Raw genomic sequence first — 14345 nt, 5'->3', positions numbered from 1 at the left:
TTGTAATTTATTGTTTTATAATGATAATTGGGTCGATCGTGAATGTTTTAGATATTGCGATATATACTCGGATTAATTTATTCTAGGGAGGTTACAAAATTGGGTAAGAGAGTCATTATAAGAGTTTTTACATTATTATCAGTACTGGCATTATTCCTTAATGTATTTTTATCTAGGGCTAGTGCAGAGGTTATGACGCATGAGAAATATTCAATGGACTGGAGTTATAGTAATAGTCTAGGTAAGTACATTCGCACTGAAATGATTAAAAATTCAAGTGGTCAAATTGCTTATTGCTTAACCCTTGGATTAAAATCACCAAATGGTGAAGATCTTCCTGAAATGGGGAAAACAGATAATGTAGTATATAGAGTCTTATTAAATGGTTTCCCGCAAAAAAGTGCTGAACAGCTGGGAGTAGCTAATAAAAATGAAGCGCATTATGCAACGCAACTTGCGGTTTGGAATGCATTAGGTCAACTCGATGTAAATGAATTAAAACATGAGAATAAAAATGTTGAAAAAGCAGCTAAGGCTATTATTAGTAATGCTAATAATAGTGAAGAGACTCAAGATGTTTTTATGAATGTGATTCCTGCTGAAAAGCAAAAAGCAGAATTAAAGGGTGAATTCTTCGAAACAAATCTATATTCAGTACAAACAAATGCTAAGAGTGGTTCTTATAAGGTAGTAGCGAAAAATGCACCTAATGGAGTTAGAATTGTTAGTGAAAGTGGAGAAGTGAAAGATCAGCTTTCAGTTGGAGAAAAATTTCGTATCCAAATTCCTAAGAATACAAAAACGGGTGAATTTAATTTAAGTGTTGCTGCTAATTTAACTAAAGTTCAAGCAATTGCTTACCGTGGTACGGATACTGTTCAGAATGCTACAGTACTATTAGAGAGAAATGAAGAAAAGCTTAGTAGTGATCTTGCAGTAAATTGGGAAGCAGCTGGTTCTTTAAAAATTAAAAAGGTTGGAGAAAATGAAGAAGTTTTAGCTGGTGCAGTATTTGAGGTCTTTAATGCAAATAATGAATCAGTCGGAAAAATCACGACTGGTGCTGATGGTATGGCAGAATTAAACAACTTACCAATTGGTACTTACACATTAAAAGAAATTAAAGCACCAACAGGCTATGTTTCAGATGATAAACCACAAACTATTGAAGTTAAGACAGGAGAAACAGGAGCTGTCCAAATAGTAAATAACAAAGTAAAAGGTAGCATCGAAATTAAAAAGCTTAGTGATTCAGGAAAGATTTTACCAAATGTTGAATTCACAGTCTTCACTGAAGATGGAAAAGAAGTGAAAAAAGTAGTAACAAAAGAAAATGGAATTGCAAACGTTGAAGGTCTTACGTATGGTAAATATTATTTCTTAGAGACAAAAACACCTAATGGATATATTGGAAATAAAACAAAGTATCCTTTTGAAATTAAAGAGCACAATAAAACACTTACTTTTACAGTGGAAAATACCGAAGTGAAAGGTAGTGTAAAATTACTAAAAGTAGATAATGAAGATATTAGTAAAAAATTAGAAGGTGCAGTATTTGAATTGAAAGATGAAAGTGGAAAAGTAGTTGGGGAATATAAGACAGATAAAAATGGTGAGATTAACGTCAAAGATTTAGCGTATGGTAAATATTCATTTGTAGAAAAGGCTTCTCCAAATGGTTACGTTCTTGTTAAAGAACCAATTATGTTCGAAATAAAGGAACATGGAAAGATTATTGAGCTATTGGCAGTTAATCATCTTATCAAAGGTGATCTAGAAATTACAAAGGTAGATGTAGCTGATGGAAATAACAAGCTTCCAAATGCAGAATTTACGATTTATAACGAAGCAGGAAAAGAAGTAGTAAAAGGAAAAACAGACGATAAAGGAATCGCTAAATTTGAAAAGTTACCATTTGGAAAATACACATATAAAGAAACTGTTGCACCAAAAGGTTATGTATTAAATGAAGAAACGTTCTCTTTTGAAATTAAAGAGAATGGTCAAATCATTAAACACATTGTCAAAGATGAAAAGATTCCTTCAATAAAAACAACAGCTACTGATAAAACAGATGGTACAAAAGAAATGCACACGTCTAAGTCTGTAACAATCCAAGATAAAGTGGAATACAAAGACCTACAAGTAGGTAAAGAGTACACTTTAAAAGGTAAATTAATGAATAAAGAGACTAATAAACCATTAGTTGTAAATGGTAAAGAAGTAACTGCTGAAACGAAGTTTACACCAAAAGAAGCAAATGGTTCTATTACACTAGATTTCACTTTTGATGCAACTGGTTTAGAAGAAAAAGAAGTAGTAGTATTCGAAGAGTTACTGAAAGACGGAAAAGTTGTTACGACACATGCTGATATCAATGATAAAGGTCAAACAGTTAAGTTCGTTAAGCCATCAGTAAAAACGACAGCAACAAACAAAGCTGATGGTTCTAAAGAGTTAGACGCTTCTAAATCTGTAACAATCCAAGATAAAGTGGAATACAAAGACTTAATCGCGGGTAAAGAGTATGTTGTAAAAGGTAAACTGATGGATAAAGCAACAAACAAGCCATTATTAGTTGAGGGTAAAGAAGTAACAGTAGAATCTAAGTTTATTGCTAAAGAGAAGAATGGTTCTATCACACTAGATTTCACATTTAATGCTTCTGCATTACAAGGTAAAGAAGTAGTAGTATTTGAAGAACTGTATCAAGATAATATATTAGTAGCTATTCACGCTGAAATTGAAGATAAGGGACAAACAGTGAAATTTAAAGAGGTAAAGCCGGAACAACCTAAACCAGAACAGCCAAATTCAGATAAAAATACGCCAACACCAGAGCAACCTAACGAGCAAGTAAAAGAACAACCACAACCTAAGAAAGAAATTCAATCTAAAATTGGATGGTTACCGCAAACAGGTACTAATCTTACAAGTTGGTTCTCTATGGCTGCAGGAGCATTACTGTTAATTGTTGGTGGAGTGATTTTCTTAAAACGTAAAAATGCATAGAAATTAAAAAATAAGCACATCTGTTTTTATAACAAGATGTGCTTATTTTTATCATTTTAGCCAAGAAGACTCCTATATTTAAGCGTGAATGGCATTTAAAATAGCAACTTTATTTGTAGTAAACAATACATAATTTTGTTTTACTGTTTTAATTAAAATACGGTCTGTTGTCCCATAAGATGTTCCAATACGTATTACATCTACTTCTTCAACACCAGCATAGGTAGCATCTTCGGTAACCTCAATCACATCACGTAATGGAATTGTAATCTCCGCCAATTGCCATGAAATAATTAATTCTTCATTTGTTTTTTTTACATTAATGCCTAGCATTATACCAAGACCCTTCAATAATAATATGCTACACTTCTAATCTTATTATATAAATTTTTAGATTGTTTATCTATATATAGGAATAGAATTTATTTTTATTTGTGAGCATCTTAATGATGTCAAACAAATAGAAGGATATACATTCTTTCTGTTAAGAACTATATAAACAAAAGCAGACCTTAGAAGAATATATGAATCTATGAAAATAGAATTGAAGAATTAAACTGGCTAGCAATAGAAGTGAGATTGTAAAAGGTAGGGGATATAAATTAAGGTGTTTTTTAATTTCATTGGTGAGGAGGGAAGGTATCCCTCTTCTTTTTTCGTTCCTTGTAAAATTTGAGGATGTCCTAAGGGAGTGAAAAGATGGATTGTGTGGGTGTATTAATAAAGGCCACTTTCGGTGACTTCTAGAGATGTTTTTTGGGGGAATACAATATTATAAGTTGTAGTATTCATTGCAGCAATTGACTATATTATAGGAGCATTCACGTTGGGATATAACAGAGAATTATAGAGTAAAGTGGGATTCAAAAGCATTGTTAAAAATGTGGTTGTTATAAGTTATTCTCCTATCAAAATAATTAGTCTTTGCTCAAAATTTAAGACTGCTATTTTATTATATCAAGTAACTGTTTATATTATTTAATAATTACTTGGTTTACTATTAAGGTGGTTATCTTACAAAAGTGTAAGGTTATTTTAATTGACACTCGTATGTATAAGTAACTATACTGGTTACGCAATGTTGGTGAGTATATTTAATAATCTCTATCTATAAGTGTGTGTCCGAGGATTATTTTGGAGTAATAGTTCTATTTTAAATTCGTTATCTGCTATATAGTAATGCGAACAATTTAATCTATTCTTTATTCAAGGTCGTATTATTTAAAGATTAATTATAAATGATATATTTACCAAATTGTAATAACTTGATAGAGGTGTTACATTTTGAAATACAAATTAATTGCTACAGGAATTCTTGCTGGAAGTCTATTATCCTACTCATCTAATACATTTGCAAATACTCATAAGTTCCCAGATGTTCCTGCATGGGCGGACAAATCCGTTAATTATTTAGTTGATAAACAGGTATTGAATGGCTATCCAGACGGAACTTTCGGTTCAAATGACTCATTAGACAGAGCTTCGGCTACAAAAATTATGACAAAAGTTTTAGGTCTACAAATTGACTCTAATGAAAAACCATCATTTACAGATTCACAAAACCACTGGGCGACTCCGTATATTGCTGCTGCTGAAAAAGCTGGTATTGTTAAAGGTGAGGGTAATGGAATCTTCAATCCATCCGGAAAAGTAACTCGCGCTGCTATGGCTACGATGCTAGTAAATGCATATAAACTACAAAGCACACCAAATCATAATGAGCAGGTTAAATTTGAAGATTTAAAAGGGCATTGGGGAGAAAAATATGCCAATATTTTAATCGGTTTGAAAATTTCCAATGGTACTGAGAACGGTTGGCAACCAAATAGATTTATAACACGTGCTGAAGCTGCTCAACTTACTGCAAAAACAGATATGATGCAACATCGTCAAAAAAACCCATTAGAAAGCAAAACAATTATTATTGATCCTGGACATGGTGGCGAAGATCCTGGGAAATCCACAAAGGGATTACCTGAAAGTAAGATTGTACTAGACACTTCTTTACGTCTACAACAATTACTTGAAAAGCATACACCATTTACAGTTTTATTAACTCGTCAATCTGATAATAGACCAGGACATGATCAAAAAAGTTCTTTACAGGAACGTGTTAAATTTGCTAAGAAAAATCGGGGTGATATCTTTATAAGCGTACATGCAAATGCTTTTAATGGTAATGCAAAAGGGACAGAAACATATTACTATAAATCTTCTAAATCTGAAAAAACAAATCCTCATGTGGAAGAAAGTCGTGTTTTAGCGGAAAAAATTCAAACACGTTTAGTAGAGGCACTTCAAACACGAGACAGAGGAGTTAAACATGGAGACCTTCATGTTATAAGGGAAAATGACATGCCAGCTGTGTTGACGGAACTGGCATTTATAGATAATGGTATTGATTACAGTAAATTATCTACGGAAAATGGCAGACAAATTGCAGCAGAAGCCATTTATGAAGGAATTTTAGATTATTATGAATGGAAAGGAAATAATGTATCTGAATATAGGCTGTAATAAGTAATTGAAAATATAGTAATTCTCGAAATGAAGAATTCTATAATTTTTTTAAAATTTTTTAAACAACAATTTTAAATTTGCATTTAAAATTGTTGTTTAAATCGTTATTTTATGTTTTAATAATGTTGATAATAGTTATCAATAATAGTGAGAGGAAGATTAGTGAAATATGTGTTTTTAGTTAGTGTCATAAAAGTTAATGAATTTCTATATTGTATGGCTATGAATATATCTCTATTTTTGTGAACTAGAAATAATATATTTATATCTTTTAAATGTTTAAGAAGGAGTGGCTGTCTGTATGAAAAAAGCAAAAGAAATAGCTAAATGCGTTGCGGTAGCGTCCGTTATTATGTCTGGATCATTTGGTTTACAAGCAACATCTGCATTTGCAGATTCTAAAGGAACTGTAGAAAATCTTCAAAATGGTGGGAAGGTCTATAATAGTTTTAAAACTACTTATGACATGAAGCAAAATATCAAAAATTCAATAAAGGTTTCTTTTATTGAGGATCCTTACGCAGATAAAAAGATTGCAATTGTTACCACTGATGGTAGTAATATAGATGCTAAATATACAATTAATAGCGGATACTATAACGCAGGTTTAAAATGGCCATCAGCCTATCATACTGAAGCAGAAATAACAAGTGGTGATAGTGCTCAATTCCATAAAGCTGCCCCAGTTAATACAATGACTTCAGCAAAGGTCACTTCGGAGGTAGGGTATACACTTGGTGGAAGTGTTAAAGTAGGAGTAAATGATAAAGGGCCAAATGCCGATGCAAGTATCACAGGTAGCTTTGCTTGGAAAGAAAGTGTATCTTATGATCAAGTAGATTATAAAACGGTATTAGAGACTCACACAGATAAAAAATTAAATTGGAAAGTAGGATTCCAATCATTTAACTTCCCAGAGTGGGGAATTTATAATCGTGATTCATTCAATACTTTCTATGGTAATCAACTATTTATGAAATCACGTAGTTATAATGAAGGAACGAATAATTTTGTTTCAAAAGATACAGTACCAGCTTTAACAGGATATGGTTTTTCTCCAAACGTAGTAGCGGTTATTACTGCTGATAAAACAGAAACTACATCAGATTTAAAAATAACAAATCGTAGAATTTCAGATCAGTACAATATCGAATGGGTAAGTTCAAAATGGTGGGGAACAAATAATAAAGATACATATAATGAATTCTTTACGAACCACTATAAATTAGACTGGAAAAACCATCAAGTTACTCTTGATAACCAAAAAGCCCTTGAAGAACAAATGAATAGTATCAACAGCGTGAATGATAAACTTAACAAAGGAAAAGGGAAATTATCTCTTTCAATGAATGGAAATCAACTTAAAGCTACATCTAGCAATGCTGGTTATGGTATCAGTTACGAAGATAAAGATTGGGGTATCTTTGTAAATGGTGAAAAGGTCTATACTTTTAATGAAAAATCAACTGTAGGCAATATCTCTAATGATATTAACAAATTAAACATTAAAGGACCTTATATCGAGATTAAACAGATCTAGTCAGTAAATGATGGCCGATTGATGGATAATTATCTCATCAATATACGAGTTTATTTTAAATCTGTATAATGTAATGAAAGGACCAAAGTTTATCTATAAAATAGATAAACTTTGGTCCTTATTATTTTTTTGTTTGCACACGAAGTTAAGATAATATTAGATGTTTTTTGTCCAGACTTTCACTCGATTAGAAAAGAGCGTAAAGTATTTGAAAGCTATTGATATTACGCAAGGGGATATTGTTTAAAGTAATCAGAACTTCATCGGTTGTTAAGTTACCACTTTAAATATATAATTAAATTTCATTAAAAAGATACTCTATTCAAAGTCCTTATTGGGCTTTTGAAGTGAAATATATACTATTTGAGGTGTGTGAAATGGGGAAATCTCGAGAGCAGACGATGGAAAATATTTTAAAGGCTGCTAAGAAAAAATTTGGAGAGCGTGGCTACGAAGGTACGAGCATACAAGAAATTGCAAAAGAAGCGAAAGTGAATGTTGCTATGGCCTCTTACTATTTTAACGGGAAAGAAAACCTATATTATGAGGTGTTTAAGAAATATGGTCTTGCTAATGAGCTACCCAATTTTCTTGAGAAGAATCAATTTAATCCTATCAATGCCCTTAGAGACTATTTAACGGTTTTTACTACACATATAAAAGAGAACCCTGAAATTGGATCATTGGCATATGAGGAGATTATTAAGGAAAGTGCACGATTAGAAAAGATTAAACCGTATTTCATAGGTAATTTTGAACAGTTAAAAGAAATATTACAGGAGGGTGAAAAGCAAGGAGTTTTTCATTTCTTCTCCATAAATCATACGATACATTGGATCACTTCTATTGTTTTATTTCCAAAGTTTAAAAAGTTTATTGATTCTTTAGGGCCAAATGAAACGAATGATACAAATCATGAATGGATGCCAGAAGACTTAGTGGACAGGATTGTTACTGCATTAACAGATAAACCTAAAGTGTAAAATTATAAAGAAGTATAATGTATTCTTTTTATTGAAAAAATACAAACCTTTTGGAAGTGAACCTAGTAGTATTAATTTATAGATTTATATACTTTTATGAAAATAAATGAAGTAAATTCAATTTAATCTTATTTATCTTATAGGGATTATAAGTTATACTAAAAGTAGGTACAAAATGTACCATTTGAAAAAGAGTGCATTGCAAAAAGGAATCCGTAAAGGATTCCTTTTTTTGTTTCTTTGAAAATGAAGCAATGTTCTAATAATTAGCAGTCCTTTTTGCATGGACTTACTGAGGTTATAATGAGAAGAAAAAGAACCCTATAGGGTTCTTTTTCAAGGCATATTAACAGTAAGGAGAATCATGAAATGCTACTTCAAATCTTTATTAGGGAAAGATTTTGAAAAAGCTTAACATGTATTTATTTTTACATAAATGTAAGATGTAGTAAATTGATAATATTTATACTTACTATTACTAATATTCAATTAAGATAGTTAATACTATTTATATAGTGTTAACTGGTGTATAGTACAGTATAGATTTAGAAATTTAATATTAGATTACATTTGTTAAAAAAGTTAATAGATATATTATTTCAAATTCTAACTAACATTTAAACAATTTTAATTGAAATTGGTTGTGTATTAACCCTTATAAGCCAATAAAAGTAAATAAAATAAACAAAGACCCTGTAATAAATACAGGGCCGGATACAGGGTTAAGGGAACGCATAGTTTCTTAATATCATAGTAGCATATATTCTTTGTATAGCTACATGAGGATTTTGACAGAATTAAGAACAAGACAGAAAATCTGTAGGAAAGCAAATATAGTGCTGGAAATGTGATTTTAAATTAAGCTATAGGTATATTGAAATGGATGAAAACTCTTGAGTACCATGATTAAATTGCCTTTAATTATGAGGTTTAGGTTAGAGGGATAATTGGATCTTACTGAAAAGAAAAATGTTTTTTAGATTAAAAGAAAAGACACCTTTTGGGTGTCTTTTCTTTAAGTAAACAGTTCACATATTGCTGAATTAGATACGAAACTATAATTCGACTACGAAGTAAATCCTAACATAATCTGAACAGAAAAAATATGTAATATTACATTTTTAGTTTTTAATTATTTTATTCAATATAGAGAAGCAACGTAAATAAAAGGGCATGCAGTCGTATCTGCAACCCTTTTTAGGAGGAATTCAAGACACCATTAGGACACGTATTGGTAAACAGGTTCAAAAATAGTATGTGTGAAAAGAAAAAGTCCTATACCAAAAGTAGACAGGACCTTATCTTTTTTACATTTTAAAAAATGAAATTCTGTCCTTTTGAAATCAGTACAGCACACACTTGGTTTGAAATGAAATTAGAAAAAGTATACATGAAAATGGCAGACAACTATTTTGTTGCCTGCCGGTGCCAGTGGGTTGAATGAGTTAGTCAATTCAATAAATTGTGCTATCCCATTACCAGAAGAGTGAAGCCGCTAGTTCAAACGGCTTAGACATAGTTTGTCTAATAAAGAAAAAATTATGAGTAGAAATTTTGTTTGCTCTATATGAAAAGATAAATAGATATTCATCAGACAAGGATAATTTAGCATATCTTGAATAGGGTGTAGGAACGAATTAAAGAAAGGGATATTTGTTTAGGAAGGGACTGACTCAGGAGTGGGACTTTCGGACAGGGTTTGGGGAGCGGTGATTGCCTTTGGCATTGCGACTAATATCGTTGCTTGTATAATGGCAGTATCCATTCAAAAATATGAGCTAATGATAAATCATCTTACAAATATTTTATTTTTAATAATTATCTCTTTAACGTTTATAAAGATGAAAATTAACAGATGGGTGGCTTTAGGATTTACATTAGTTGTAATAGAGAAAGGTATTAAAGCGGGCTATGACTTCTACACACATAATTATTATAGTGTCAGTTGGAGTTTAGCTATCATTGTCTATTGCATATACGAGATGGAAAAGTATCATATTGAAATAAACGAATAGGCGCAACAAAAAGGTGTTAGTAGGTGGAATTCTTTTTAAAATACTATAAAAAAGACACTACAAGAGTGTCTTTTTTTTGAAAATACTCTATAATTAACTTTGGGGAAGGTAATGTTAGAGTATTCGTTTAGCATTATCTTTATATTTGATAAACCATGAAATCGAAAGATTTTGTGGTTTATTTTATGAACAATAGATATTAAAGTATTGGCAGTGAGTTATTAATCATTTTAAGCATTAGGGGAGAATGGATTAAAAGTCTAACATCGAATAACGGTTCCGGAATATAGTGTTGCGAAATGATCTCCCATATCCCAAACGGTACTTGCCTGTATATAGCCCTTAAAGCCTTCTGAAGAATAATAAATCTCTTTTGGTATACTTTCTTTAGTTTGGAAATGTGCTTTAGAGTACTTTACATAATGGTTTTTAACAACTTTTGCTTCTGGAACAATAGTGTTTTTTTGTTCCAATTTTGGCCTAGCACTAGAAGGTGGTATGAATTTTACATTGTCTTGGTAATTAGGATCTAAGGTGTCAGCTTGTACACTGTGTGACGAAACAAAGGTGCTTAGACTACTTCCCGCGATTAAAGTTGCAAATACTAACTTTGAGAATTTTGTTAATCTACTCATTCTATAATCTCCTTTTTATTATTTTGTAAGGTATCTCCTTACACCTCACAGTCTATATCCACTACAAAAGGGTGTACATACATATTGATAGACAAAATTCTACAAAATACCGCATGTTTTTCGGGTTTATGTATAATAATCCAATGTCTAATAATCTACCAAAAGTAAAAAGGTAGGTCTTATATAAAAGAAAATGAATAATTTATGCAGGTAATGTATATGGAATTATTGTTTAAATATTCTAAAATGAGTTGATAAAGATGTTGGCAGGTTTTTTGGAAAACAAATAATTCCCTAGGTGAAATTTGGAGGGAACATTCTCTGTTAGAGTTTTTATAAGGGAATTCATTTTCGTAGATTCAAAATGTAAAAATAACTAAAAGAGCAAGTGTTTCAATGGGTAAAAAGCTATGTTGAGTCTTTTTTCTCTGTTGGTGGTCGTCTAATCAATGAAATGACGGATGCTTATGATAGTTTGTGTCTAGCAACATTCGTGTATAAACGAATGAATTAAGAAAAGGGTGAAATATTGGATAACTCGAAATGGATGCCTTTAAGTAATGTTGATGATGATGAGGAAATTTGGGTAGGAGCAAGAGTTAGGTTGTACAATGTTGGTATGAATAGAGAAGATAAAGAAAATAATTTCTATGAATATATTATTTCTTATATCTACGACAACACTAACTACTTACAACTAACTAATTTAACAACAGGAAAAGCAGGTTATATTATTTGTGTCATTGAAAAAGAATTACCAAATAATTATGCTTTGGGCAGAACATTAAAGCAAAGAATAGGTTTAGAAAATACCTATTTTAGATTTGAATAATCAACAAATAAGGGAAGCACCAACTCTAAGGTGTCTTCCCTTATTTAATACTTTTTATCAATAATCAATATTAACAGAGCCTAAATAAAAAAGTGAGAAAAATGATAAACACTCTTCTCACTTTCATCAATTAGGGTGGCATATACATAAATATGCGTTTGGGTGGATTTTGGATGAAAAATCCACATGCATAGTATAACAAAAAAATTATGGCTTTTCGCATGTAATATTGCATATGAAAAATAGTAAAGTTTTAAATTTTAATATTAACAACTTATATATATGTGTTACAATGTAATTCTCTAATTTATTTTATTCTCCTATTTAGAATTTATAGTTTAGTGATTCAATAAAACAAAAGTGGTTGTAATAAATAGATAAAACGATGAAATAATACAGTTAGAATGGTTAAAAGGCAGTTAAATATAAGTATTAAAAGAAATAAATTTACTTATTTATGTTTAGTGAATGTATTATGGTAAGAATTTCATCCGATTGGATTAGCGCTAAACTAGATTTTTATCCAAACAAATCCAATAATTATTTTTTAAATGAAGTATATGTTGCATCAAGTTTATTTGGAATAATTCGTAGTCTAATAATTGCTGAATCTAGAAAAATAACATATTCGAAAGGAGGACAGATAAAACTCTGTCTGTGAAAATTAAATCTCTAAATTATAAAGTATGGATAATAGGATGTAATTGTGGTTTCATTTCGAATGGTACCATAAATGAATGTGGAAAAGTAAAGGAGAAAAATTTAAATAAACTATATAAGTAGTAAAAATGAAAAGGAGAAGTAGCTAGTGTTTAATATAAAAGAAAGATTGGGGCAAATAAAGCTTAAAACGAAGTTGTCTATGGCATTTATAGCAATATTAATTATACCAAGCCTTATCGTAGGAGTATCATCTTATAATAAATCAAAAACAGATCTTAATGAAACAATTCTACAATCAGCAAAAGATAATATAAGTATTTTAGATAAGATTGTTGATGATGAATTAGAAAATAAGCATACAGATATCACTCATTTTGCAAAGGTACTCACACAAGGGGATTATAATCCTGAACAATCGCAAAATGTACAGAATAAATTTGATCAATATATACAGTTACATCCAGAGATAGAAACGATTTATACGGCATCCAGTAACAATCAATTTATTCATGCACCTGTTGGAAAAATACCAGAAGGGTTTAATCCGCTAGAAAGCAGTTGGTATAAGGATGCAGTAAAAGCAGATGGAGAGATTATTGTTTCATCTCCATATAAATCAAAGTCTACAGGAAATATGGTAATTGCAATTGCAAAGCAGAATGCAGATAAAAGTGGTGTCATTGGCGTAGATTTGAATATTAAAGATATCGTAAAAACATCCAAAATGATAAAAATTGGGAAGCAAGGATTTGTATCTATAGTTAGTCAAGATAAAACTATAGTTGTTCATCCATCACTAAAACCTGGAGAGAAATTAGATAAAACTTTAGTGGATGAATTGTACAAGACAGAAGATGGAGTAATTACTTATAGCCTCAATGGTGAAGATCGAAACATAAGCTTTAAGACAAATAAAAAAACAGGTTGGAAAATAGCTGGCGTAATGCCTACGAAAGAAATTGAAGAAGCTACCAATCCTATTTTTTATAAAACGCTCACTATAATAGGTGCTTCATTATTGTTAGGTGGAATTGTAATTTTATTCATACTCAAATCTATAATTACTCCACTAAGACAATTAGTCATTTCAGCTCAAAGAATTAGTCAAGGAGATTTAACCGAGAAAATAGATATTCGTTCAAAGGATGAACTTGGTCAATTAGGTGGTAGTTTCAATACAATGGCAGAGTCGTTACGTAATATTATTTCTCAAATTAACACATCTGCAGGACATGTAGCTGCGTCTTCTGAGGAACTAACTGCTAGTGTAGAGCAAGCAAGTGTTGCGACAGAACAAATTACAAAAGAGATGGAAGAAATCTCGAACAGTGCAGAGGTTCAAAATAATGAAGTTGAGTCTGGAGCTGAATTAATTGGTGAGGTAACACGAAATATTCAATACGTAGCTGAGAATGCTTCTGAAGTATCGGCTTCATCCATATACACTAAACAAAAAGCCAATGAAGGTGAACAATTAGTAGAACAAACTGTAACACAAATGCAGTCTATCCATCACTCTGTTTCTCAATCCGATAATGTCATAAAATTATTAGATAAGAAATCACAGCAAATTGGCAGTATATTAGAAGCGATTCAAAATATTGCGGAACAAACAAATTTATTAGCATTAAATGCAGCGATTGAAGCAGCTAGAGCTGGGGAACAGGGGAGAGGGTTTGCAATTGTTGCTGATGAAGTTAGAAAGTTGGCGGAGCAATCATCCGAATCTTCAATGGAAATTGGAAGTTTAATTAAGGAAATACAAGCAGACGTACATGAGACTGTAAAAGCTATGAATGAAGTAGGCGTAGAAGTACAGTCGGGAATTAAGGTTGCGAATGATACAAAACAAAGTTTTTATGAGATTTCAAAATCTGCAAATGATATTGTATCAAAAGTGCATGGTATGGTAGAACTATCAAATAAAATGACAACTGATGCAATGAAAGTTGATACATCGATTGATCAAATAGCTATGGCTGTAAAAGAAAATTCTTCAAGTATGCAAACGATAGCTGGTTCATCTGAGGAACAACATGCTTCTATGGAAGAGATAAATTCTTCAGCAATACAATTAGCACAGATGGCGGAAGAACTTCAAGAGTTAATTGGTGGATTTAAGATTTAAGTTGAGATTCTAGGAGA

At 31.2% G+C, this 14345-nt stretch carries 9 protein-coding genes; 7 read left to right on the top strand and 2 right to left on the bottom strand.

Annotated features, from left to right (window positions below; genetic code table 11):
• Window positions 1-99: 99 nt before the first annotated feature.
• On the top strand, window positions 100-3012 hold the full coding sequence (locus tag DN399_RS17190; RefSeq protein ID WP_149149855.1) for a VaFE repeat-containing surface-anchored protein: 2913 nt from the start codon (window positions 100-102) through the stop codon (window positions 3010-3012).
• Between the two features lie 78 nt (window positions 3013-3090).
• Here the strand turns inward: DN399_RS17190 and DN399_RS17185 are convergent, their stop codons facing one another.
• A complete protein-coding gene (locus tag DN399_RS17185) occupies window positions 3091-3345 on the bottom strand; it encodes a SunI/YnzG family protein (protein ID WP_000900696.1) in 255 nt (84 codons plus the stop codon).
• Window positions 3346-4296: 951 nt separating this feature from the next.
• Between DN399_RS17185 and DN399_RS17180 the strand changes: the two genes are divergently transcribed.
• The 4 genes from DN399_RS17180 to DN399_RS17165 all read left to right on the top strand — a co-directional run bounded on the left by DN399_RS17180 (window position 4297) and on the right by DN399_RS17165 (window position 10070).
• Complete coding sequence (locus DN399_RS17180) at window positions 4297-5529, top strand: N-acetylmuramoyl-L-alanine amidase (RefSeq protein WP_149149854.1); 1233 nt, start codon at window positions 4297-4299, stop codon at window positions 5527-5529.
• 304 nt (window positions 5530-5833) lie between these two features.
• Complete coding sequence (hlyII, locus tag DN399_RS17175) at window positions 5834-7072, top strand: hemolysin II HlyII (protein ID WP_016123131.1); 1239 nt, start codon at window positions 5834-5836, stop codon at window positions 7070-7072.
• A 377-nt stretch (window positions 7073-7449) separates the two neighbouring features.
• On the top strand, window positions 7450-8055 hold the full coding sequence (gene hlyIIR / locus DN399_RS17170; RefSeq protein WP_006928663.1) for a hemolysin II regulator HlyIIR: 606 nt from the start codon (window positions 7450-7452) through the stop codon (window positions 8053-8055).
• 1679 nt (window positions 8056-9734) lie between these two features.
• Complete coding sequence (locus DN399_RS17165) at window positions 9735-10070, top strand: hypothetical protein (RefSeq protein WP_136363562.1); 336 nt, start codon at window positions 9735-9737, stop codon at window positions 10068-10070.
• Between the two features lie 260 nt (window positions 10071-10330).
• On the opposite strand, the gene DN399_RS17160 is transcribed toward DN399_RS17165, so the two are convergent.
• Window positions 10331-10705, bottom strand: a complete 375-nt coding sequence (locus tag DN399_RS17160) for a hypothetical protein (protein ID WP_000088960.1) — start codon at window positions 10703-10705, stop codon at window positions 10331-10333.
• Window positions 10706-11252: 547 nt separating this feature from the next.
• On the opposite strand from DN399_RS17160, the gene DN399_RS17155 reads away from it, so the two are divergent.
• Both DN399_RS17155 and DN399_RS17145 read left to right on the top strand, forming a co-directional pair.
• Complete coding sequence (locus DN399_RS17155) at window positions 11253-11537, top strand: hypothetical protein (RefSeq protein ID WP_002024558.1); 285 nt, start codon at window positions 11253-11255, stop codon at window positions 11535-11537.
• Between the two features lie 808 nt (window positions 11538-12345).
• Window positions 12346-14328 carry a methyl-accepting chemotaxis protein gene (locus DN399_RS17145; RefSeq protein ID WP_000481869.1) on the top strand — a complete coding sequence of 661 codons (1983 nt, stop codon included), beginning with the start codon at window positions 12346-12348 and terminating at the stop codon, window positions 14326-14328.
• The last annotated feature ends 17 nt before the right edge of the window (window positions 14329-14345 follow it).

Source organism: Bacillus sp. AR4-2 (assembly GCF_008274865.1).
Lineage (GTDB): Bacteria > Bacillota > Bacilli > Bacillales > Bacillaceae_G > Bacillus_A > Bacillus_A cereus.
Note: the sequence above shows the minus strand (reverse complement) of the source record. Positions and strands in the feature narration are given on the sequence as shown.

Bases quoted from the DNA above. Each gene is read 5' to 3' on its own strand.
- DN399_RS17185 (WP_000900696.1), bottom strand. From the start codon at position 3,345: ATGCTAGGCATTAATGTAAAAAAAACAAATGAAGAATTAATTATTTCA.
- hlyII (WP_016123131.1), top strand. From the start codon at position 5,834: ATGAAAAAAGCAAAAGAAATAGCTAAATGCGTTGCGGTAGCGTCCGTT.
- hlyIIR (WP_006928663.1), top strand. From the start codon at position 7,450: ATGGGGAAATCTCGAGAGCAGACGATGGAAAATATTTTAAAGGCTGCT.
- DN399_RS17160 (WP_000088960.1), bottom strand. From the start codon at position 10,705: ATGAGTAGATTAACAAAATTCTCAAAGTTAGTATTTGCAACTTTAATC.
- DN399_RS17155 (WP_002024558.1), top strand. From the start codon at position 11,253: ATGCCTTTAAGTAATGTTGATGATGATGAGGAAATTTGGGTAGGAGCA.